The following is a 20,213-nucleotide window of genomic DNA, read 5'->3' as shown; positions in this document are numbered from 1 at the left end:
CCGTGGACACGGTCGCGCTCGTCCTCAACCCGGTCGCCCGGGGCGCCGACGCCGCCCGCCGGGCGGTCGAGCAGGCGTGCCGGGACGCCGGGGCCGGGACCCCTCGGGTGCTGTGCACCACGCCCGAGGAGCCGGGGGCGGCGCAGGCCCTGGAGGCCGTGGCGGGCGGCGCCGGACGGGTCGTGGTGGCCGGGGGGGACGGCACGGTGCGGGACGTCGTCGGGGCCGTCGGCCGGAGCGCGACGGTGGGCGTGGTGCCCTGCGGCACGGCCAACCTGGTCGCCCGCACGCTGGGGCTGCCGCTGGGCCGCCCAGGGCCGGCCGCGCGCCTCGCGGTCGGAGGAGAGGGACAGCCGGTCGACCTGGGCCTCGTCACCCTCCACCCGCTCCACGGGGCCTCGCGGACCCTGCCCTTCCTGGTCGTCGTGGGGGTCGGTCACGACGCGCAGATCCTCGCCGCGCTGGACCCGGGCGACAAGAGCCGGCTGGGGTGGCCTGCGTACGTGCTGCCGGGACTGCGCCACCTGCGCCGCCCCGGCGCCGACCTGCGCATCCGCCTCGACGACGGGGACGCCGAACCCGCCGGGGCCTGGAGCGTGCTGGCCGTCAGTGCCGCCCGGCTGCCGCTGGGGGCCCGTCTCGCGCCGGACGCCCGCCCGGACGACGGGCTGCTGCACGTGGTCCTGGTGCGGCCGCGGCACGTGGGCGACTGGGGACGGATCGCCGCGGCCGGCTACCGGGGCGCCCGGCCCCACCCGTCGCTGGACCGCCGGGTGGTGCGCCGGCTGCAGGTCGAGCTGCCCGGTCCGGGGCCGGTCCAGGTCGACGGCGACGTGGTGCCCGATATCGTGCGGGCATGCATGGAGCTCCTGCCGGCGGCCGTCCGGATGGTGACCGCGACGCGGCGCCGGTGACGGCCACCGTGCCCACCGCGCTGCTGGCCCGGCTCATCGGGCCCCTGCACCGGGGGCGGGTGACCCGTGAGGACCAGGAGGCCATCGTCGACACGATGACGGCGCTGGAGGGCGCGCCGTTCCGAGACCTGAAGTACCGCCTCAACGCCACCGGCGACCACCACGACCTCGAGCACCTCGTCTTCGACCACCTGGACGAGGACCTCCAGGAGGTCCTGCTCGAGCACATCGCCGCGCAGGCGGGCGAGGAGCCGGCGTCCGACCTGCGGGTCCTGTGCGACATCGACGACACGGTCCAGAGCGCCATCCACGACGAGCGCTTCCCGCGCGGCACGGTCTACCCCGGCGTGGTCGAGCTGCTCACCCAGCTGGACCGCGGCGCCACGGCCGACCCCGGCCGGGTCGGCGACCTGACCTTCGTCACGGCCCGACCCGGCGGTCCCTTGGGACTCGTGGAGCAGTACACCCGCGACGACCTCTCCGAGCTGGGGATGCCGACCCACACCGTGCTCGGGGGCTCGCTGCTCAACCTGCACACCAAGAACGCCATCGCCGAGCGCAAGCTGCAGAACATGGAGCGCGACCACCTGCTCTTCCCCGAGTGCCGCATGGTCTTCATCGGCGACAGCGGCCAGGCCGACGGCGACGTCGGTGCGCAAATGGCTGCCCGCCCGCACGACCACGTGGTCGGCACCCTCCTGCACGACGTGACCGGGCTGGACGACGCGGCGCGGGCGACGTGGGCCGAGCAGGGCGTGCACGTCTTCGACACCTACGTGGGGGCTGCGGTGCACGCGGTCCGGCTGGGGCTGCTGCGGCCCGAGCAGGCGTATGCCGTGGCGACGGCGGTGCGGACCGAGCTCGAGGCGGTGGAGCTGGAGGAGGAGCAGACGGCACGGGTCACCGCCCTGCTCGAGGCGGACCTGGCAGACCTGGCGGCCCTGGACGCGACCGACGCCCCGCCAGCGGGCTGACGGGGCGTCGGTCGGGGGTGTCACCGGGCGCTGCCCGGTGGCACCGGAGACTCACTCGGGGATGACGTCCATCTCGTCGGGGTGCGGGCCCCGGCGGCCGTTCTCGCCCTTGTCCAGCCCGTCGACGGCGCTCATCTGCTCGTCCGTGAGCTCGAAGTCGAAGACCTCGATGTTCTGCTGCATCCGGCCCGGCGTCACCGACTTGGGGAAGATGATGTCGCCGCGCTGGAGGTGCCAGCGGAGCGCCACCTGGGCCGGGGTGCGCCCGTGGGCCTCGGAGATCCCGAGCAGCACGGCGTCGTCCAGGATCGCGCCCTGGGCGATGGGCGACCAGGCCTCGACCAGACCCCCGTGCTGGTGCGTGGCCTTCCGGGCCGCGGCGTTGGAGAAGTAGGGGTGCACCTCGATCTGGTTCACCACCGGGGCGCTGCCGGTGGCGTCCACGATGCGCTGGAGGTGGTCGGGCTCGAAGTTGGAGACACCGGCCGAGCGGGTCTTGCCGGCCCGCTGCAGCTCCAGCATGGTCTCCCAGGTGGAGACGTAGTCGCCGTCGTAGCGCGTGGGCAGCGGCCAGTGGATGAGGAACAGGTCGACCTGGTCCAGGCCGAGGCGGTCGAGCGACTCGTCCAGCGAGCGCCGGGCGTCCTCGGGACGGTGGAACCCGTTGTTGAGCTTGGTGGTGACGTAGATCTCGTCCCGGGAGAGCCCGGACTCGGCGATCGCCTCCCCGACACCCGCCTCGTTCTGGTACATCTGCGCGGTGTCGATGTGGCGGTAGCCGAACTCGAAGGCCTGCAGCACCGCCTGCTTGGTCTCCTGCGGCGGGATCTGGAAGACCCCGAAGCCGAGCTGGGGGATGGTCGTGCCGTCGTGGAGCTTGAGTGTCGGAACAGTCATACCCCCTCCAGCGACGAGCCCCCCGCGCGGCATTCCCGGTCGGCACCCGGGTGGCCGGACTCACCGGGGCAGGTGGGCGTCCTCCGTGCCCCGGAGACGTCGCCGACAGGACGGGTCCCTCCGGCGCGGTTAGGCTCGTCGCAGCCGCTCCCCGCACGGCGACCCGTCACGTCCCTTCTCACCCACGGAGTCACCATGCGCCTGTCCAGACGTTCTTTCCTCGCTGCCCTGGGGGCAGCCGCGACCCCTGCGGCCCTCGGTGGTTGCGCCGGCTTCTCGACCGGGTCCGGCTCCTCCACGGCGGAGGGCACGCTGTCCTTCACCACCTGGGGGACCGACGCCGAGCTCGCGGCCCTGCGGTCGGCCATCTCGGCCTTCGAGGCCGCCAACGACGGCGCGAGTGTCGAGCTCAACGCGGTGCCCTACGAGCAGATGTTCACCAACATCGACGCCCAGCTGCAGGCGGGCAACCCGCCGGACGTCTTCCGCGTGCCGTACTACACCTTCGGCAGCTACGCCGGACGCGACCAGCTGCTCGACCTGACGCCGCACCTGAGCGACGGGTTCGCCGACCGGTTCACCCCGCAGGCCTGGGCCGCGGTGCAGAACGGCGGCTCGCCCTACGGCGTGCCCCACCACACCGACACCTCGGTCATCCTCTACGACGTGCAGGCCCTGGCCGACGCCGGCATCGACTCCGTGCCGCAGACCCTGGAGGAGGCCTGGACCTGGGAGGAGTTCGCCGACGTCGCGCGCCGGCTCAAGGAGTCGCTGCCCTCGGACCAGTCCCCGTTCGCCTACAACTGGCAGGGCAACGGGGTGACCCGCTGGCTCAGCTGGCTCTTCGAGGCGGACGGGCGGTTCCTCGAGGAGGACCTCGTGACGCCGGCGATCGACTCCGACGCCGGGGCGGCGGCGGTGGAGTTCACCACGAGCTTCTTCCGGGACGGGCTGGTGCCGCGCAACAACTCGATCAGCTCCTCGACGTATGCCGCGGACAGCTGGTTCGCCGGCACCGTGCCCATGGTCTTCGCCGGGGCCTTCCTCATCCCCGACGCCGAGGCGACCTACGAACGGGAGTGGGCGGCCACCTTCCCGCCCCGCGACGAGCGATCGGCCGGTGACTTCGGCGGCAACGCGCTGGTGGGCACCGCCCAGACCGAGCAGCCCGAGCTGGTCGCGCGGTTCCTGGAGTTCGTCACGGAGGCCGAGCAGATGCGCGAGTTCTGCGCCGGGTCCTCCCTGCTGCCCACGCGCGCGGACCTGGTGGAGGAGGGCATCGAGTTCGACGTCCGGCCCGAGCTCTCGCCGGTCTTCCTGCAGCAGTCCAGCGCGGTCCTGCCGCAGGACTCCGGTCAGGTGGCCTCACCGGACATGTCCTCCATCATCACCGTGCTGCAGGACGGGCTGGAGGCCAGCTTCCTCGGGGACGCCGACGTCGAGACGACCCTGGCCACCCTCTCCGACGGCATCGAGGCTGCGACGCAGTGACGGCGCGCGCCCGGGAGGCGTGGGCGGGCTACGCCTTCGCCGCGCCCACGCTGCTGCTGCTCGGGGTCTTCGTCCTGCTGCCGCTGGGCGGGGCGATGGTCATCAGCCTGCAGGAGACCAACGGGTTCGGCGACGGCACCTTCGTCGGCCTGGACAACTACCAGCGCCTCGTGCAGGACCCCGTCTTCTGGCGCGCCACCCTGAACACGGCGCTCTACACGGTGCTGGTGACGCCGGCCGCGATGGCGATCGGCCTGGGTCTGGCCCTGCTGCTGGACTCCGCGCTCCCGGCCCGCGGCGCCCTGCGCTCGGTGCTCATCCTGCCGATGGCGATCTCCGGGGTGGCGACCGCGCTGATGGGCGTGCTGATCTTCGACGAGAACAGCGGCTTCCTCACCGAGGTGGCGCGGGCGATGGGCCTGCCGCAGGTCGACTGGCAGACCCACGGACCGGCCGCGTTCGCCTCGGTCGTCATCATGACCCTGTGGTGGCGGGTGGGCTTCAACATGCTCATCTACCTCGCCGGGCTGCAGGGGGTGGCCCACGAGCTCTACGAGGCGGCCCGCCTGGACGGCGCCAACGCCTGGCAGCGGCTGCGCCACGTCACCGTCCCGCAGCTGAGCAACCAGTCGTTCTTCCTGGTCATCCTCAACATCATCTACTCCTTCCAGGTCTTCGACATCGTCTTCGTCATGACCGGCGGCGGCCCGGAGCGCGCCACGACGGTGCTGGTCACCTACGCCTACGACACCGGGTTCGTCACCCGGGACCAGGGGTACGCCGCGGCCATCGGCGTCGTGCTGCTGGCCGTCACCCTCGTGGTCACCGCCCTGCGGTGGCGAGCGCAGCGCCGGCGGGAGGAGACCGAGTGAGCAGCCACGTCACCCGCCGCCGCACGGCCGCGGGGCTGCGTCTGCTGGCGGCCGTCCTCGCCGCCGGGGTCATCCTCTTCCCGCTCTACTGGATGGTGGTCGTCGCCTTCTCCACCCGGTCCTCGCTGTCCGGGGGAGGGCTGCGGCTGTGGCCCGAGCAGGCGACGCTGGACAACTTCCGGCGTGTCCTCGACTCCTTCCCGGTGCTCACCTGGTTCGGCAACTCGGTGGCGATCGCCCTGGTGACCTCGGTCATCATCGTGCTCATCAACCTGCTGGCCGGGTATGCCTTCGCGCACCTCCGCTTCCCCGGCTCCGGCGTCCTGCTGCTGGTCGCGCTGTCCACGCTCATGCTGCCGGTGCAGGTCATCATGGTGGGGTTGTTCCGCCTCGTCACCGACCTCGGGCTCTACGGCAGCTATTGGGCGGTCATCCTGCCGACCGCGGCGTCCGCGTTCGGCGTCTTCCTGGCCCGGCAGTTCATCCTCACCATCCCGCGCGAGCTCATCGAGGCGGCCCGGATCGACGGCGCGACGCACCTGCAGATCTTCTGGCGCATCGTGCTGCCGCTGTCGCGTCCGCTCATCGCGGTGCTCTTCTTCATGAGCATGCTGCAGGTGTGGAACGACTTCGCCTGGCCGCTCATCGCGCTGCGGGAGAACGCGCTCTACACGCTGCCGGTGGGGTTGCTCTTCCTGCAGGGCCAGTTCGGCCCGGACTACGGTGCGACCATGGCCTTCGCCCTCATCACCGTCACGCCGATGGTGCTGGTCTTCCTCCTGGCGCAGCGCTGGTTCGTGCAGGGCTTCTCCCGCAGCGGGCTGCGGTGAGCCGGGGAGGCGGGCCGGCGGAGAAGGTCTGCGAGGCCTGCGGCCGGACCATCACCTGGCGCAAGAAGTGGGAACGGGACTGGGACCAGGTGCGCTACTGCTCCACGGCCTGCCGGAGACGAGGGGTGGGCGATGTCGACCGGGCCCTGGAGGCGGCCATCGGCGCGCTGCTCGACCAACGGGCCCGCGACGCGACCATCTGCCCGTCGGAGGCGGCTCGCCGGGTGGCCGACGACCGTGACCTCCAGGAGTGGCGCGACCTCATGGAACCGGCACGCCGGGCCGCGCGCCGGCTGGTGGCCGCCGGCGAGGTCGAGATCGTCCAGGGCGGCCGGGTGGTGGACCCGTCGACGGCGCGCGGGCCGATCCGCATCCGCCGCGCCTCGCGCGCCGGCGGTGGTTACCGGCTAGTCTGAGGGCGCATCGTCGGGAGCGCGGAAAGGACAGGTCAGCGCGTGGATGGGGAGGGATCGACTCTGGTGACCGAGGACGACCGGGTGGGGGCGTTGCAGCGTCTCGACGTCCTCGACTCGCCGACCGAGGGCCGCTTCGACCGGGTGATCCGGCTGGCCCAGCAGCTCTTCGACGTCCCGGTCGTGGCCGTGAACATGGTCGACGCGCGGGCCCAGCACACCATCGCCGCCGTGGGGATGGAGTGCGACTCGGTGCCCCGGGCGGACTCGTTCTGCGCCCACACCGTGCAGCAGAGCTCGACCTTCGTCGTGCCGGACGCCTCGCTCGACCCCCGGTTCGCGCACACCGCCCTGGTGGCGGGTGATCCGCACGTGCGCTTCTACGCCGGGCACCCGTTGCACGCGCCGGGCGGCCAGGCGATCGGCTCCCTGTGCCTGGCCGGGAGCCGGCCCCGTGAGTTCTCGGCGCTGGAGCAGCGCCTGCTCGGGGACCTGGCGAGCTGGGTGGAGGAGGAGCTGGTGCGCTCCGACGAGCGGCTCGAGGCGGAGCAGGTGCAGCGCCGCCTCGTGCCGCGGCGTCCCCTCGGGCTGGAGGGCTACGACGTCGCCGGGGGCGGTGCCCCCGCGCGCTCGGTCAGCGGTGACTTCTACGACTGGCACGAGCTCCCCGACGGGTTCCAGGTCGTCCTCGCCGACGTCATGGGCAAGGGCCTGACCGCCGCCATCCTGGCGGCGGGCCTGCGAGCGGTGCTGCGGGGGGCGTCGCGGTACAACCCGCTCCCCATCGCCTTGCAACGGGTGGCCGCCAGCATGACCGCCGACCTCGACGAGACCGGCAGCTTCGTCACGATGTTCGCCGCCCGTCTCGACCCCGAGACCGGTGCGCTGGAGTGGGTGGACGCCGGGCACGGGCTGGCGGTCATCATCGACGCGACCGCGTCCACCGCGCGCCAGCTCAACTCCGAGGACCTGCCGATCGGGGCGATCGACGACGACACCTGGCAGAGCCATCACGAGGTGCTCGCCCCGGGGGAGACGCTGGCCGTGGTCAGCGACGGCATCCTCGACCTCTTCGACGAGCCCTGGGACGCGGTGGAGACGGGGCGGGAGCTGTCCGGTGTCTGCGCCACCGCGCAGGACCTGGTGGACGAGATCCTCGCCCGCGCGGCCCACCACGTGGTCAGCGACGACGTGACCGCTCTCGTCGTCCGGAGGAACCTCTGATGGGCAAGCAGCTCCTCGTGCGGGTGCTCGTGGTGCTGACCCTCGTGCTCGGCACGTCCTACGTCGGGTGGCGGTGGTTCTTCTCGGTCCGCTGGGAGAACTGGTGGATCGCGGTCCCGCTCGTCATGGCGGAGACCTACGCCCTTGTCGACTCCTACCTGTTCGGTGCCACCGTCTGGCGGATGAAGCGGCGTGGCGAGGCCCCGGAGCCTCCCGAGGACGCCACCGTCGACGTGCTCATCACCACCTACAACGAGCCGGTGGAGATGGTCGTCGCCACCGCCCGCGCCGCCCTCGACATCCGCCACCCGCACCAGACCTGGATCCTCGACGACGGCGACCGGCCCGAGATGCGCCAGGCGGCCGACCGGCTGGGTGTCGGCTACCTCACGCGGACCGAGGACTGGGCCGACCGGCCGCGGCACGCCAAGGCCGGCAACCTCAACAACGCCCTCTTCCTCACCGAGGGTGAGTTCCTGCTCATCCTGGACGCCGACCAGATCCCGGCGCCGGAGATCCTGGACCGCACGCTGGGCTGGTTCCGCGACCCCGAGGTCGCGCTGGTGCAGACGCCGCAGTGGTTCAGCAACGTGACCGACTCCGACCCCCTGGGCAGCCAGGCGCCCTTGTTCTACGGGCCGATCCAGCAGGGCAAGGACGGCTGGAACGCCGCGTTCTTCTGCGGCTCCAACGCGGTCCTGCGCCGGGACGCCCTCATGCAGCTCGGCATCGTGGGGTACGTCCGTGAGGTCGAGGACGGTGTGCGCGACGCCCTGGGTGCCTCGCGCCGCATCCTGGCCAGGGCTGCTCGCTCGGCACGCCAGCACGGGCCGGCGGCGGTCGCCGCGGTCACCGAGCTGCGCTCAGCCGCCCAGCAGGCGTCGGTGGCGCTGCGGCGCGGGGAGCCGGTGGGCGAGGTGACCTACGCCTTCCAGAGCGCTGCCGACCGCGCCAGCCGCAGCCTGGTCCAGAGCGACCTCGAGCAGATCCGGGCCGACCTGGCCGAGCTGCCGCCCGCCATCGACGTCGACGAGCAGACGGGAGCCCTGCTCGTCGACGACGAGGCGCTGACCCTGCTCAGCGAGCGCGAGCTGTCGCCGCTGGCCGCCATCGAGTCGGTGCGCCAGCTGCTGCGTGCCGTGGACGTCGACCGGGCCGACGAGGCGCAGCCGATGATGCCGATGGCCACGGTCTCGGTGACCGAGGACATGGCGACGTGCATGCGCCTGCACGCGCAGGGGTGGCGCTCGGTCTACCACCACGAGATCCTGGCGACCGGTCTCGCGCCGGAGGACCTCGGCACCATGCTCCAGCAACGGCTGCGCTGGGCCCAGGGGACCCTGCAGGTGCTGCTGCGGGAGAACCCGCTCGTCCAGAAGGGCCTGTCCGCCGGGCAGCGCCTCATGTACTTCGCCACCATGTGGAGCTACCTCTCCGGCTTCGCGGCCGTCGTCTTCATGGCCGCGCCCGTGTTCTACCTCGTCTTCGGCGTCCTGCCGGTCCACGCCTACGGCCTCGACTTCGTCATGCGCTTCATCCCCTACTTCCTGGCCAACCAGATCCTCTTCATGGTCGTGGGCTACGGGGTGAAGACGTGGCGCGGCCACCAGTACAGCCTGGCGCTCTTCCCGCTGTGGATCCGCGCGTGCGCCACCGCCGCGGCGAACGTGTTCGGCAAGCGGCCGCTCGGGTTCGTCGTGACGCCCAAGACCCGCCAGCAGGGCCTCAGCCGCTTCCCCCTCCGGCTGGTGTGGCCGCAGCTGCTGGCCTGCGTGGTGCTGACCGTGGCGGTGGTGGCCGGGCTGGTCCGGCTGTGGACCGGTGCGGCGACCAGCGAGATCGGCACCGGGGTCAACGTCCTCTGGGTGGCCTACGACCTGCTCATCATCAGCGTCATCTTCGAGGCCGCCCTCTACCGTCCCGCCGACACCGTCGACGACGACACCCACGACTCGTCCGCCAACAGCAAGGAGCAGATCGCGTGAGCACCATCGAGGTCCGGACCGAGGGCCGTCAGGCCGTGGTGACCGGGCCGCCCCGGCTCAACATGACCGCCGCCCCCCAGCTGCGCGAGGTCCTCGCGCAGACCGTCGCGCACGGGTCCCCGCAGATCGTCGTCGACCTGGGAGGGACCACCTTCGTGGACTCCTCCGGTCTGGGGGCACTCGTGGGAGGCCTCAAGACCGCTCGTCAGGCCGGCGGCGACCTGCGGCTCGCCGCCGTCTCCGACCAGGTCATGACGGTGCTGACGCTGACCAGCCTCCATCGCGTGCTGCGTCCGTTCCCGACGGTGGAGGACGCCAGTCGTGAGTGGTGACTACACCCTGAGAGGGCTCTCCGTGCCGGAGAGCCTGGACCAGCTGCACGACCTGCTCCAGCAGGTCGCCGAGGAGCACGAGTCCGTCGAGGCCACCGATCTCATGCTCTTCGAGACCGCCGTCATCGAGATCGCCGGCAACGTCGTCGAGCACGGACGCCCGCACGGCAACGTCGCCTGGACCTTCGACCTGGCGGTGCTGCCGGACCGGCTGGCGGCCGTCCTGTCCGACGACGGGCAGGCCTACGACCTCGACGAGGAGCAGATGGCCGACGGCCGGTGGGCCATGCCCGAGGACACCTTCGCCGAGGACGGTCGCGGGCTGGCGCTGGCGTCGGTGGCCCTGGACGAGCTCGACTACCAGCGCACCGGTGGCATCAACTCGTGGACGATGGTGCGGCTGCGCCGCGAGGTCGCCCAGCCGTAGCCGGCGTCACAGGGCCAGCGACACGGCCTCGGCGAAGAGCGCCTCGGCGTCGGCGTCGACCCCGTGCCCTCGGAACCAGGTGGCGAGGTTGACGCAGTCCCGATGGAGCAGGGCCGGACCCTGCGGGTTGGCCACCACATCGACGACCTGAGGCAGGTCGATGACCGTCAGCGCCTCGTGGTGCACCAGCAGGTTGTAGGCGGACAGGTCGCCGTGCGCCCAGCCCAGCTCGGCCAGCTGCAGCACGACAGTGCCCGCCTGCTCCCACAGGTGCTGCAGGAGCGCCGGGTCGGCCACGGTCTGGGCCAGCCGGGGTGCGGCCACCCCCGCGGGGTCCCCGACGAACTCCATGAGCAGCTCGGTGCCGTCGAGGGAGACCGGGTAGGGGACGGGTACGCCGTGCTCCCACGCCCCGCGCATCGCCTCCCACTCGGCCCCGGCCCAGCGTCCGGCCGCGATCTGGCGGCCGTAGGCGCTGCCGCGGGCCAGGGCACGCTGGTCGCGGGACCGTCGCACGCCGCGGCCCTCGGCATACACCGCGCTGCGGTGGAAGGAGCGGTGGTCGGTGTCCCGGTAGCGCTTGGCGGCCAGCAGGCAGGAGGCGGGGCTGCCACCAGGGGGGACGACGGCGCGCTCGAGGAGGAAGACGTCGGCCTCCTTGCCGGTCTTGAGGACGCCGAGCTCGGTGTCGACGGCGCCGGAGTCCTGGACGACCCAGGCGGGGACGGGGGCGGGGCCACGGTGACCCGCCTCGACGTCCCAGTAGGTCGTGGTCCGCTGGTCGGCGGGGAGGTGGTCGAGCGCGTCGAGGGGGGTGTAGTCGAAGACGAAGAACGGGTCGAGGTCACCCGAGGGGGAGGATGAGTGCACTGGTGCTCCTGGTGCGCAGGGAGGGAGGGGTGGCGGCGGTGGTCGAGCGGGCCATGGTCGTCCCTCCTTCCTCGCACGGGGAGCACGACCGGTGTCGTGCGCGTCACGGGAAGCATCGCGCCCCCGGGTGCTCGTCGGCAACGGGTTTTCCTGACTTGACCTCGTCGGGCGCGAGGGTGAGCCTGGGCGGATGTACCTCATCGTCGTGAAGTTCCCCGTCAAGGCCGAGTCCTCGTCGCAGTGGCCGCAGATCGTGTCCGACTACACCGCCGCCGTGCGGTCCGAGGAGGGCAACCTCTTCTTCGAGTGGTCGCGCAGCCTGGAGGACCCGCACGAGTTCGTCCTCGTCGAGGGGTTCACCGACGACGGGGCCGCCGCCCACGTCGAGAGCCCGCACTTCACCGAGGGCATCGAGGCGATGCGCCCCCACCTGACCGCGACGCCGAAGATCATCTCGCGGCAGGTCGAGGGCGAGGGCTGGGACGCGATGGGCGAGCTGCAGATCGACTGAGCGGGTCGCCCCCGCGGCTCAGGTGCCGGCGCGGCTGGCCTGCTCCTCGTCGGGGATCTCGTCCTCGAGCCGCTGCAGCACCGTCTTGCCGAGCAGGGCGAAGGCGACCACGCCCACCAGCAGGACCCCGAAGCCGAGCCAGCCGCTGCCCGTCGCCGCGAAGGTGACGTAGCCGAGCAGCGCGATGATCGCACCGGAGATGGCGTAGGGCAGCTGGGTGGTGACGTGGGTGATGACGTTGCAGCTGGCGCCGGTGCTCGACAGGATCGTCGTGTCGCTGATGGGCGAGCAGTGGTCGCCCCAGACGGCCCCGGCGAGCACCGCGCCGAAGGCGGCGAGCAGCAGCTCGTCGCCCCCGCTGACGTTGTTCATGATGTCGCCGGCGATCGGCAGCAGGATGCCGAAGGAGCCCCAGGAGGTGCCGGTCGAGAAGGCCATGGCCCCGGCCAGCACGAACATGACGGGCACCAGCCACTGCGGCGCCATGTTGGCGCTCTCCACCAGACCGCCGAGGTACTCCCCGGTGCCCAGCTCGCTGATAAGCCCCCCGAGGACCCAGGCCAGCAGCAGGATGTAGACCGCCGGGAGCATCGACTGCAGCCCGCTGACGACCCCGCGCCCCAGCGTGCTCGCGGAGAACTTGGGGTTGGAGGTCGTGTAGCGGACGTAGTAGTAGAACGCCGAGGCCAGCCCCAGCACCGCGCCGTAGATGAGGGCCTGGGTGACGTCCGTCGAGGCCATGACGTCCAGGACGCCGACCCCGCTGCCCGCCTCGTAGTCCTCGGCGGTGACGGTGCCGCGGTAGCCGGTCCAGACGATGCCGCCCAGGACCCCGATGACGAGCAGCAGGAACGGGACGACCAGCGCCCGCTTGTGACCGGGGGAGTGGACGGGCAGGTCCTCGGCGATCTCCCCGGGGATCTCCTCGCTGGCGTCGTAGGTCTCCCCGTCGGTGATGGCCCGCCGCTCCTGGCCGCGCATGGGGCCGAAGTCGATGCCGAAGACCACGACGACCCAGACCAGCAGCACCGCCGTGATGGCGTAGTAGTTCATCCCGGCGGCCCCGACGAAGGCGCCGACGTCGCTGACCGTCAGCGCCGAGGCGGCGACGAGAGGGGCCATGATGCCGATGATGCTCGCGCCCCAGCTGGAGAACGGCACGAGCACCGCGACCGGGGCCGAGGTCGAGTCGATGAGGTAGGCCAGCTTGGCGCGGGCGACGTGGTGCCGGTCGGTGACCGGGCGCGCCACCTGACCGACGGCGAGGGCGTTGAAGTAGTCGTCGATGAAGATGGCGATGCCGAGCCCCGCGGCCAGGCCCTGGGCGCCCCGGCGGGTGCGGATCCGCTGGATCGCCCAGTCCGAGAAGGCCTGGCTGCCGCCGGACATGAGGATGAGCGAGGCGATGACGCCCAGCGCCAGCGTGAACAGCAGGATGTAGACGTAGTAGGTGTTGACCGCTCCCTCCTCCCAGAAGAGGGCGGCGAAGCCGGTCCCGACGAGACGCAGGGTCTCCAGCGGGTTGAAGTCCGCCACGAGCAGGGCGCTGGCGAGGACGCCCGCGCCCAGGCTCAGCAGCACCTTCTTCGTCGCGATGACGAGGGCGATCGCGATGATCGGCGGCAGGAGGGTCAGGATCGGCAGGTCCTCGGTCATGATGTCTCCTCGGCGGCGGTGGTGATTAGGGTAGACCCACGCCACCCGGTCGCGCCTCGACCTGGACGGAGTGTCCGTCCGGGGGGCGGCGCTACCATCACGGGACACCGTCGCCTGAGCACCAGGAGGGATCCTCATGACCGTCGTGCTCGCCTGGACGTCGACGCCGGAGGGACGGGCCGCGCAGGACGCGGCGGTCGCCGAGGCGCGTCGCCGCTCCCTCGACCTGGTCGTCGTGCCCGTGCAGCAGGGACGCCCGGAGGTCCGCGCCGCCGACGGGGTGGTGGTGAGGGTGCGCCAGCCCGACGAGCGGGACCGCGACATCGTGGGCGACTTCCTCGACATCGCCGCGGAGGAGGACGCCAGCCTCATCGTCATCGGCGTCAGGCACCGGTCTGCGGTCGGCAAGCTCATCCTGGGCTCCTCGGCCCAGCAGGTCCTGCTCGAGGCGGCGGCCCCCGTGCTGGCGGTCAAGGCCCCACGCTGACGCACCGGTGCACGAGCCGGGCGGGCACGCCCCGACGCCCTGCCGCCGCGGGAGCACGCCGCCTGGTGCGGCCCGACGGACGAGACCGTGACAGGCTGGTCCCGTGACGAGCCTGGCCACCGACCGCGTCCTGCGCCTCCTCCAGGAGGTGGCCGACGAGGTCATCACCCCCCGCTTCCGGTCCTTGGACGAGGACGAGATCTCCTCCAAGTCCCACCCCGGCGACCTCGTCACGGTCGCCGACCGCGAGGCCGAGGTGCTCATCACCCGCGAGCTGCGGACGGCATACCCCGGGGCGGTCGTGCTGGGCGAGGAGGCCTTCGCCGACGACGAGAGCAGCCTCGCCGGCTTCCGGCGGGCCGAGCACGCCTTCACCGTCGACCCCGTCGACGGCACCCGCAACTTCGTGCACGGGTCGCCGGACCACGCCGTGATGGTGGCCGAGACCCGCGGCGGGCAGACCGTCCGGGCCTGGATCTGGCAGCCGCAGCACGAGCTCGCCTACGTCGCCGAGGTCGGTGCAGGGGCCACCCGCAACGGTGACCCGCTGGACCGCCTCGACCCCGGCTCGGACCCGACGGGGTGGCGTGTCCGCACCTCGGCGCGGCGCCGGGTGGGCGACCGGCTGGGCGCTCTGCCGCCGCTGGAGCTGAGCTGGGTCAGCTGCGGCATCGACTACCCGAAGCTGGCCGAGGGGGAGTGCGAGGGCCTGCTCTACCAGGGCACCCGGCCCTGGGACCACGTCCCCGGCGCCCTCATCGTCAGCGAGCTCGGCGGGGTCGTCGGGACCGGTGACGGCGAGACCTACGGCCCGCGGGCCGACCCCCGCCGGATCCTGGCGACGGCGGGCCCCGAGCTCTACGAGGGGTTGCGCCGCGAGCTCTGACCGGGGGCGGGTCGAGGGACCGGGTCGTCGCCGCCGCGCGTCTCCGGTCTGACCGGCCCTGAGCCCGGCTGCCCGGGCTCGGTCAGGTCGTGCTCGGTCGTGTCGTGCACCGCGGCCCGCAGCGCCAGCTCCCGGGCCAGCGTGGTGACCTGCTGCTCGAGCTCGCGCATCCGCCGGTAGGACGCCGCGACATACCCGAGGAAGACCACGGTGAGGCCGTAGAGCAGCAGGTCCGCGCCACGACCCACCCCGAGCAGCTGCGCGACCTGCGTCATCACCCGGGGGAAGAGGATGGCGATCGCCGCGAGCAGGACGAAGGCCACGAGCAGCAGCCGGCGCACCGCCTGGTGGCGGACACCGGCCGTGGAGCGGGTCAGCATCGTCGTGACGACGACGACGCTCACCAGCAGGACGACCTTGATGAGGGGTTGGTCGAGCACGTCAGCGCCTCCGCTCGGGCGGGGTCGGTGGTGTCGCGGGCATGGGGCTCACTTGAGGATGGTGTCGACGAGGATGTTGACCGAGTTGATGAGGGACTGCCCCTTGGCGCGGCTGTAGTCGGTGTAGAGCACGTGCACCGGGTGCTCGGCCCACGGCAGCCTGGTCCGGCCCAGCTGCAGGACGATCTCGGTCGCGTGCGCCATCCGGTTCTGCCGCAGGTCCAGGCGCTGCGCCGCGTCGCGGCGGATGACCCGCAGCCCGTTGTGGGCGTCGGTGAGCTTGAGGCCGGTCTGCTGGTTGGTCAGCCACACGGCCGCCTTGAGGACCAGCTTCTTCACCAGCCCGGGCCGGGTGCGCCGGTCGAGGAAGCGGGAGCCGAAGACCACCGCCAGGTGCTCCTGCCGGGCCCGCTGCACCATCTCCGCGGCGTCCTGCGGCCGGTGCTGCCCGTCGGCGTCGAAGGTGACGAGGTATGCCGCGTCCGTCGCCTCGAGCACGTAGCGCATGCCCGTCTGCAGGGCGGCGCCCTGGCCGAGGTTGAACGGGTGCTGCACGACGACCGCGCCGGCCGCCCGGGCCCGCGCCGCCGAGTCGTCCCGCGAGGCGTCGTCGACGCAGACCACGTGGGGGAAGACCTGCCGGGCCTCCCGCAGGACCTCCTCGATGACCCGCGCCTCCTCGAAGAGGGGGATCACCAGCCAGGCGTCCTCCTGCACGGGCGTTAGAGTCATGCATGCATTGTCCCCCACCACCCCTGATGGGAGTCCCGTGACGACACGCATCGTCGACAGCGCCGACGTCGCGACCAGCGCCAGCGTCGGCGACGGCACCTCGGTCTGGCACCTCGCGCAGGTGCGTGAGGACGCCGTGCTGGGGGAGGGCTGCGTCATCGGTCGCGGCGCCTACGTGGGCACGGGGGTCCGGATGGGCGACCACTGCAAGGTCCAGAACTACGCGCTGGTCTACGAGCCCGCCGAGCTCGGCCGCGGCGTCTTCGTCGGGCCGGCCGCGGTGCTCACCAACGACACCTTCCCCCGCGCGGTCAACCCCGACGGCTCGCTGAAGTCGGCCGACGACTGGGAGTCCGTGGGGGTCACCATCGGCGAGGGCGCGTCGATCGGCGCCCGTGCCGTCTGCGTGGCGCCCCTGCGGGTCGGCGCCTGGGCCACCGTGGCGGCCGGTGCCGTCGTCACCAAGGACGTCCCCGACCACGCCCTCGTCGTGGGCGTCCCGGCCCGCCAGGTCGGCTGGGTCGGGCACGCCGGCCGGCCGCTGGAGCCGACCGGCGCACCGGGTGAGTGGCGCTGCCCGCAGGAGGGGACGACATACCGGGAGAGCGACGGCGGACTGCGCCGTGCCGAGACCGACGGAGGACAGCGATGACCGAGCAGCCCATGATCCCCGCGGCCAAGCCGCTCATCGGGGAGGACGAGCGGGCGGCGGTGGACCGGGTGCTGCGCTCGGGGATGGTGGCGCAGGGGCCGGAGGTGGCGGCGTTCGAGGAGGAGTTCGGCGCGCAGCTGGTGGGTGGGCGCACGTGCGTGGCGGTGAACTCGGGGACCTCGGGGTTGCACCTGGGGTTGCTGGCGTGCGGGATCGGGGAGGGGGACGAGGTGGTGGTGCCGTCGTTCACGTTCGCGGCGACGGCCAACGCGGTGGCGTTGACGGGGGCGCGGCCGGTGTTCGCGGACATCAGCGCGGACACGTTCAACCTGGACCCGGCCTCGGTGCGCGAGGTGCTCTCGGACCGGACGGCGGCGGTGATGCCGGTGCACCTGTACGGTCACCCGGCGGACCTGGAGGGGTTGCGGGCGGTGACGTCCGAGGCGGGCGTGCAGCTGTTCGAGGACGCGGCGCAGGCGCACGGGGCGACGTTCCAGGGCGCGCCGGTGGGCAGCTTCGGGTCGTTCGCGATGTTCAGCCTGTACCCGACGAAGAACATGACCTCCGGCGAGGGCGGGATGGTCGCGTGCGCGGACGAGGAGATCGCGCGGGGGGTGCGGTTGCTGCGCAACCAGGGGATGGAGAGGCAGTACGCGAACGAGGTCATCGGGTTGAACAACCGGATGACCGACATCCACGCGGCGATCGGGCGGGTGCAGCTGGGCAAGGTCGGGGCGTGGACGCAGGCGCGGCAGGCGAACGCGGCGTGGCTGGACGAGCACCTGTCGGGCGTGCCGGGGGTGGTGGTGCCGGTGGTGCGTGAGGGGTGCACGCACGTGTACCACCAGTACACGGTGCGGATCGAGGGCGCGTCCGGGGCGCAGCGGGACGAGGTCGTGCGGGCGCTGCGGGAGGAGCACGCGGTGGGGTGCGGGGTGTACTACCCGACGCCGAACCACGAGCTGGTGTCGTTGTCGCGGTTCGCGCCGGACTGGGAGCTGCCGCAGACGGCGCGGGCGGCGGCCGAGGTGATCAGCCTGCCGGTGCACCCGTCGCTGACGCCGCAGGACCTGGAGCGGGTCGCGGGTGCCGTGGCGGCCGTGGTGGGGGCGGGCGCGTGAGCACCCGGCTGCTGCAGGAGGGCCGGACGGTCCGGATGGGGCTGATCGGGCTGGGCTCGATGGGTCGGCACCACGCGCGGGTGATCCGTGAGGTGGAGGGGATGGACCTGGTGGCGGTGGCCGACCCGGTGGGCGACAAGCACGGGGTGGCGGGTCCGTTGTCGGTGCTGGCGGACGTGGAGGCGTTGATCGCCGAGGGCATCGACGCGGCGATGGTCGCGGTGCCGACGTACCTGCACGAGGAGGTCGCGCTGGCGCTGGCGGAGGCCGGGGTGCACACGATGGTGGAGAAGCCGATCGCGGCGACGGCGGAGTCGGGGCGGCGGGTCGCGGAGGCGTTCGCGCAGGCCGGGCTGGTCGGTGCGGTGGGGTACGTGGAGCGGTGCAACCCGGCGCTGCTGGAGATGCGGCGGCGGATCGCGGCCGGTGAGCTGGGCGAGGTCTTCCAGATCACGACGTCGCGGCAGGGCCCGTTCCCGGCGCGGATCGCGGACGTGGGGGTGGTCAAGGACCTGGCCACGCACGACATCGACCTGACGGCGTGGATCGCCCGGTCGGAGTACGCGAGCGTGTCGGGACAGGTGACGCACCGCTCGGGCCGCGAGCACGAGGACATGGTGGTCGCGACCGGACGGCTGCGCAACGGGACGATCGTGTCGCACACGGTGAACTGGTTGAGCCCGCTGAAGGTGCGCGAGACGGTCGCGACGGGGGAGAAGGGCGCGTTCGTCGCGGACACCCTGCACGGCGACCTGACCTTCGTCGCCAACGGTGACGTGCGCAGCGAGTGGGAGCGTGCGGCGACCTTCCGCGGGGTCTCCGAGGGCGACTCGATCCGGTATGCCATCGCCCGCCGCGAGCCGCTGCGGGTGGAGCAGGAGAACTTCCGCGACGCCCTGTGGGGCCGGGAGGCCGACGTCGTGTCCATGGACGAGGGCGTCCACACCCTCGAGGTCGTCGAGGCCATCCTCGACTCCGCCGCCACCGGGCACACCCGGACCCTGTGACCGACCGAGCGCCGCGGATGGTTGCTCAGGGACCCACCGGGCGTCGCGGATGGTTGCCCAGGCCGTCACCGAGCGCCGCGGATGGTTGCCCGGGCTCCCACCGAGCGTCGCGGATGGTTGCCCGGTGACGAACCAGCCACCGCTGGTGGTCTTGGCCACGCGGATCTACGCGCCCGAGGCCGCGGCCGCGACCTTCCGCCTCGGTGCCCTCGTGCGCTCCCTGGCCGGCCGCGCCCGCGTGCGGGTGCTCACGACCACGCCTCCGCCGGCGCTGCGCCCACCACGGGCGACGTCCGGTGGGGTGCTGGGCAACCATCCGCGACGCTCGGTCGGGGGGGAGGGGAACCACAGGCGGCGCTCGGTCGGGGTGGAGGGGAACCATTCGCGAAGCTCGGTCGGGATGGAGGCGCCCGGGCGGGAGGCGTCCTCCGCAGTTCCCGGCGAGGGGGTCGACGTGCGCCGGTGGCCGGTGCTGCGGGACGCGACCGGCTACGTCCGCGGCTACCTGCCCTACCTCTCCTTCGACCTGCCGCTCGCCCTGCGGCTGCTCGCCGGCCCGCGGCCCGACGTCGTCGTGGTCGAGCCGCCGCCGACGACGGGCGCGGTCACCCGGGTGGCGCTCGCGCTGCGTTCCCTGCTGCGCGAGCGCACCCCCTACGTCTACTACGCGGCGGACGTCTGGTCCGACGCCACCGCCTCGACGGGCGCTCCCGCGGCGGTGGTCCGGCTCATGCGGTCCGTCGAGCGGTTCGCGCTGCGGGGTGCCCGCGACGTGGTCGCCGTCAGCGACGGCGTGGCCGAGCGGGTCCGCGCGCTGGTCGGGCCGGGCAGCCGGGTGACGGTCGTGCCCAACGGGATCGACACCGACGTCTTCACCCCCGACGGCGAGGTCGCGGCGCAGGCGCCGGGCACGGCATACCTCGTGTATGCCGGGACCGCCTCGGAGTGGCAGGGCGCCGAGGTCTTCGCCGAGGCGATGCGGCGGGTCGTGCGGGAGGTGCCCGGTGCGCGGCTGGTCTTCCTCGGCCAGGGCTCGTCCTGGCCGGCGCTGCGGCGCGTCGCGGACGAGCTGCCCGACGGGGCGCTCGAGCTGCGCCCCCTGGTCCCCCCGGAGGAGGCGGCCGCCTGGCTGCGCGGTGCGGCCGCTGCGCTGGTGAGCGTCCGGCCGGGGCTCGGCTACGACTTCGCCTATCCCACCAAGGTGGTCGCCGCCCTGGCCTGCGGGACGCCGGTGGTCTTCGCCGGGCCCGGGCCGGCGGCCGAGGACGTGCGACGGCACCGGCTGGGTGCGGCCGTGGAGCACGACGCCGGCGCGGTGGCCGAGGCGATGGTCCGGGCGCTGCGGGCCGGGCCGGACGAGCACGAGCGGGAGCGGCGGGTGGCGTGGGTGCACGAGCACCGCAGCCTCTCGGCCACCGGTGAGGGTGCGGCGGACGTCGTGCTGAGGTCGCTCGAGGTGGGTCCGAGGTCCACCGACGTGAGACGCTGAGGT

The 20,213-nt window shown here is 72.7% G+C and carries 22 protein-coding genes; 17 read left to right on the top strand and 5 right to left on the bottom strand.

Features of this window, described 5'->3' with window-relative positions:
- Positions 1–2 precede the first annotated feature (2 nt).
- Complete coding sequence (locus EUS26_RS16975; RefSeq protein ID WP_165368596.1) at positions 3–914, top strand: diacylglycerol/lipid kinase family protein; 912 nt, start codon at positions 3–5, stop codon at positions 912–914.
- The gene (locus EUS26_RS11475) at positions 857–1,888 is read left to right on the top strand and encodes a phosphatase domain-containing protein (RefSeq protein ID WP_130013976.1); all 1,032 of its coding nucleotides are present in this window, start codon (positions 857–859) and stop codon (positions 1,886–1,888) included. Before EUS26_RS16975 ends, EUS26_RS11475 begins: the two co-directional genes overlap by 58 nt.
- Positions 1,889–1,939: 51 nt before the next feature.
- Here EUS26_RS11475 and EUS26_RS11470 read toward each other — a convergent pair whose 3' ends face one another.
- Positions 1,940–2,785, bottom strand: coding sequence for an aldo/keto reductase (locus tag EUS26_RS11470; protein ID WP_130013975.1), 846 nt, complete (start codon positions 2,783–2,785; stop codon positions 1,940–1,942).
- Between the two features lie 195 nt (positions 2,786–2,980).
- On the opposite strand from EUS26_RS11470, the gene EUS26_RS11465 reads away from it, so the two are divergent.
- The 8 genes from EUS26_RS11465 to EUS26_RS11430 all read left to right on the top strand — a co-directional run bounded on the left by EUS26_RS11465 (position 2,981) and on the right by EUS26_RS11430 (position 10,359).
- Complete coding sequence (locus EUS26_RS11465) at positions 2,981–4,276, top strand: ABC transporter substrate-binding protein (RefSeq protein ID WP_130013974.1); 1,296 nt, start codon at positions 2,981–2,983, stop codon at positions 4,274–4,276.
- Positions 4,273–5,148, top strand: coding sequence for a carbohydrate ABC transporter permease (locus EUS26_RS11460; protein ID WP_130013973.1), 876 nt, complete (start codon positions 4,273–4,275; stop codon positions 5,146–5,148). The genes EUS26_RS11465 and EUS26_RS11460 overlap by 4 nt, the downstream gene beginning before the upstream one ends.
- The gene (locus tag EUS26_RS11455) at positions 5,145–5,978 is read left to right on the top strand and encodes a carbohydrate ABC transporter permease (protein WP_130013972.1); all 834 of its coding nucleotides are present in this window, start codon (positions 5,145–5,147) and stop codon (positions 5,976–5,978) included. The genes EUS26_RS11460 and EUS26_RS11455 overlap by 4 nt, the downstream gene beginning before the upstream one ends.
- Positions 5,975–6,394, top strand: coding sequence for a DUF2256 and DUF3253 domain-containing protein (locus EUS26_RS11450; RefSeq protein WP_238148951.1), 420 nt, complete (start codon positions 5,975–5,977; stop codon positions 6,392–6,394). The genes EUS26_RS11455 and EUS26_RS11450 overlap by 4 nt, the downstream gene beginning before the upstream one ends.
- A 63-nt stretch (positions 6,395–6,457) precedes the next feature.
- A complete protein-coding gene (locus tag EUS26_RS11445) occupies positions 6,458–7,615 on the top strand; it encodes a PP2C family protein-serine/threonine phosphatase (RefSeq protein ID WP_130013971.1) in 1,158 nt (385 codons plus the stop codon).
- The gene (locus EUS26_RS11440; protein ID WP_130013970.1) at positions 7,615–9,600 is read left to right on the top strand and encodes a glycosyltransferase family 2 protein; all 1,986 of its coding nucleotides are present in this window, start codon (positions 7,615–7,617) and stop codon (positions 9,598–9,600) included. Before EUS26_RS11445 ends, EUS26_RS11440 begins: the two co-directional genes overlap by 1 nt.
- A 5-nt stretch (positions 9,601–9,605) precedes the next feature.
- Entirely contained in the window at positions 9,606–9,932 is a 327-nt protein-coding gene (locus EUS26_RS11435) for an STAS domain-containing protein (RefSeq protein ID WP_165368599.1), read from the top strand.
- Positions 9,922–10,359, top strand: coding sequence for an ATP-binding protein (locus EUS26_RS11430; protein ID WP_130013968.1), 438 nt, complete (start codon positions 9,922–9,924; stop codon positions 10,357–10,359). Before EUS26_RS11435 ends, EUS26_RS11430 begins: the two co-directional genes overlap by 11 nt.
- Before the next feature lie 6 nt (positions 10,360–10,365).
- Here EUS26_RS11430 and EUS26_RS11425 read toward each other — a convergent pair whose 3' ends face one another.
- Entirely contained in the window at positions 10,366–11,229 is an 864-nt protein-coding gene (locus EUS26_RS11425) for a serine protein kinase RIO (RefSeq protein WP_130013967.1), read from the bottom strand.
- A 190-nt stretch (positions 11,230–11,419) separates the two neighbouring features.
- Here EUS26_RS11425 and EUS26_RS11420 point away from each other — a divergent pair, with 190 nt between their 5' ends.
- Positions 11,420–11,740: a putative quinol monooxygenase gene (locus EUS26_RS11420; protein WP_130013966.1), complete on the top strand. Its 321-nt coding sequence runs from the start codon at positions 11,420–11,422 to the stop codon at positions 11,738–11,740.
- Between the two features lie 18 nt (positions 11,741–11,758).
- Here the strand turns inward: EUS26_RS11420 and EUS26_RS11415 are convergent, their stop codons facing one another.
- Positions 11,759–13,396 (bottom strand): Na+/H+ antiporter NhaC family protein, encoded by a 1,638-nt coding sequence (locus EUS26_RS11415; protein WP_130013965.1) that lies wholly within the window; start codon positions 13,394–13,396, stop codon positions 11,759–11,761.
- 136 nt (positions 13,397–13,532) lie between these two features.
- On the opposite strand from EUS26_RS11415, the gene EUS26_RS11410 reads away from it, so the two are divergent.
- Together EUS26_RS11410 and EUS26_RS11405 are read left to right on the top strand one after the other, a co-directional pair.
- The gene (locus EUS26_RS11410; RefSeq protein WP_130013964.1) at positions 13,533–13,883 is read left to right on the top strand and encodes a universal stress protein; all 351 of its coding nucleotides are present in this window, start codon (positions 13,533–13,535) and stop codon (positions 13,881–13,883) included.
- A 103-nt stretch (positions 13,884–13,986) separates the two neighbouring features.
- Positions 13,987–14,769, top strand: coding sequence for an inositol monophosphatase family protein (locus tag EUS26_RS11405; protein WP_238148950.1), 783 nt, complete (start codon positions 13,987–13,989; stop codon positions 14,767–14,769).
- On the opposite strand, the gene EUS26_RS11400 is transcribed toward EUS26_RS11405, so the two are convergent.
- Together EUS26_RS11400 and EUS26_RS11395 are read right to left on the bottom strand one after the other, a co-directional pair.
- Positions 14,742–15,209 (bottom strand): DUF2304 domain-containing protein, encoded by a 468-nt coding sequence (locus tag EUS26_RS11400; RefSeq protein ID WP_130013963.1) that lies wholly within the window; start codon positions 15,207–15,209, stop codon positions 14,742–14,744. The two genes, EUS26_RS11405 and EUS26_RS11400, sit on opposite strands and share 28 nt — an antisense overlap.
- A 48-nt stretch (positions 15,210–15,257) precedes the next feature.
- A complete protein-coding gene (locus tag EUS26_RS11395; protein ID WP_130013962.1) occupies positions 15,258–15,941 on the bottom strand; it encodes a glycosyltransferase family 2 protein in 684 nt (227 codons plus the stop codon).
- Between the two features lie 37 nt (positions 15,942–15,978).
- Here EUS26_RS11395 and EUS26_RS11390 point away from each other — a divergent pair, with 37 nt between their 5' ends.
- The 4 genes from EUS26_RS11390 to EUS26_RS11375 all read left to right on the top strand — a co-directional run bounded on the left by EUS26_RS11390 (position 15,979) and on the right by EUS26_RS11375 (position 20,210).
- Positions 15,979–16,593 carry an acyltransferase gene (locus EUS26_RS11390; protein WP_130013961.1) on the top strand — a complete coding sequence of 205 codons (615 nt, stop codon included), beginning with the start codon at positions 15,979–15,981 and terminating at the stop codon, positions 16,591–16,593.
- Positions 16,590–17,714 carry a DegT/DnrJ/EryC1/StrS family aminotransferase gene (locus tag EUS26_RS11385; protein WP_130013960.1) on the top strand — a complete coding sequence of 375 codons (1,125 nt, stop codon included), beginning with the start codon at positions 16,590–16,592 and terminating at the stop codon, positions 17,712–17,714. Before EUS26_RS11390 ends, EUS26_RS11385 begins: the two co-directional genes overlap by 4 nt.
- Before the next feature lie 35 nt (positions 17,715–17,749).
- Positions 17,750–18,721 (top strand): Gfo/Idh/MocA family protein, encoded by a 972-nt coding sequence (locus tag EUS26_RS11380; RefSeq protein ID WP_202865127.1) that lies wholly within the window; start codon positions 17,750–17,752, stop codon positions 18,719–18,721.
- Between the two features lie 124 nt (positions 18,722–18,845).
- Positions 18,846–20,210 (top strand): glycosyltransferase, encoded by a 1,365-nt coding sequence (locus tag EUS26_RS11375; RefSeq protein WP_238148949.1) that lies wholly within the window; start codon positions 18,846–18,848, stop codon positions 20,208–20,210.
- Positions 20,211–20,213 lie beyond the last annotated feature (3 nt).

Source organism: Serinicoccus sediminis (genome assembly GCF_004153545.1).
GTDB classification, from domain to species: domain Bacteria; phylum Actinomycetota; class Actinomycetes; order Actinomycetales; family Dermatophilaceae; genus Ornithinicoccus; species Ornithinicoccus sediminis_A.
Note: the sequence above shows the minus strand (reverse complement) of the source record. Positions and strands in the feature narration are given on the sequence as shown.

What these genes read in the sequence shown, in the direction of transcription:
- EUS26_RS11475 (WP_130013976.1), top strand. Translation starts at nt 857, where the DNA reads ATGCATGGAGCTCCTGCCGGCGGCCGTCCGGATGGTGACCGCGACGCG.
- EUS26_RS11470 (WP_130013975.1), bottom strand. Translation starts at nt 2,785, where the DNA reads ATGACTGTTCCGACACTCAAGCTCCACGACGGCACGACCATCCCCCAG.
- EUS26_RS11465 (WP_130013974.1), top strand. Translation starts at nt 2,981, where the DNA reads ATGCGCCTGTCCAGACGTTCTTTCCTCGCTGCCCTGGGGGCAGCCGCG.
- EUS26_RS11440 (WP_130013970.1), top strand. Translation starts at nt 7,615, where the DNA reads ATGGGCAAGCAGCTCCTCGTGCGGGTGCTCGTGGTGCTGACCCTCGTG.
- EUS26_RS11420 (WP_130013966.1), top strand. Translation starts at nt 11,420, where the DNA reads ATGTACCTCATCGTCGTGAAGTTCCCCGTCAAGGCCGAGTCCTCGTCG.
- EUS26_RS11415 (WP_130013965.1), bottom strand. Translation starts at nt 13,396, where the DNA reads ATGACCGAGGACCTGCCGATCCTGACCCTCCTGCCGCCGATCATCGCG.
- EUS26_RS11410 (WP_130013964.1), top strand. Translation starts at nt 13,533, where the DNA reads ATGACCGTCGTGCTCGCCTGGACGTCGACGCCGGAGGGACGGGCCGCG.
- EUS26_RS11395 (WP_130013962.1), bottom strand. Translation starts at nt 15,941, where the DNA reads ATGACTCTAACGCCCGTGCAGGAGGACGCCTGGCTGGTGATCCCCCTC.
- EUS26_RS11385 (WP_130013960.1), top strand. Translation starts at nt 16,590, where the DNA reads ATGACCGAGCAGCCCATGATCCCCGCGGCCAAGCCGCTCATCGGGGAG.
- EUS26_RS11380 (WP_202865127.1), top strand. Translation starts at nt 17,750, where the DNA reads ATGGGGCTGATCGGGCTGGGCTCGATGGGTCGGCACCACGCGCGGGTG.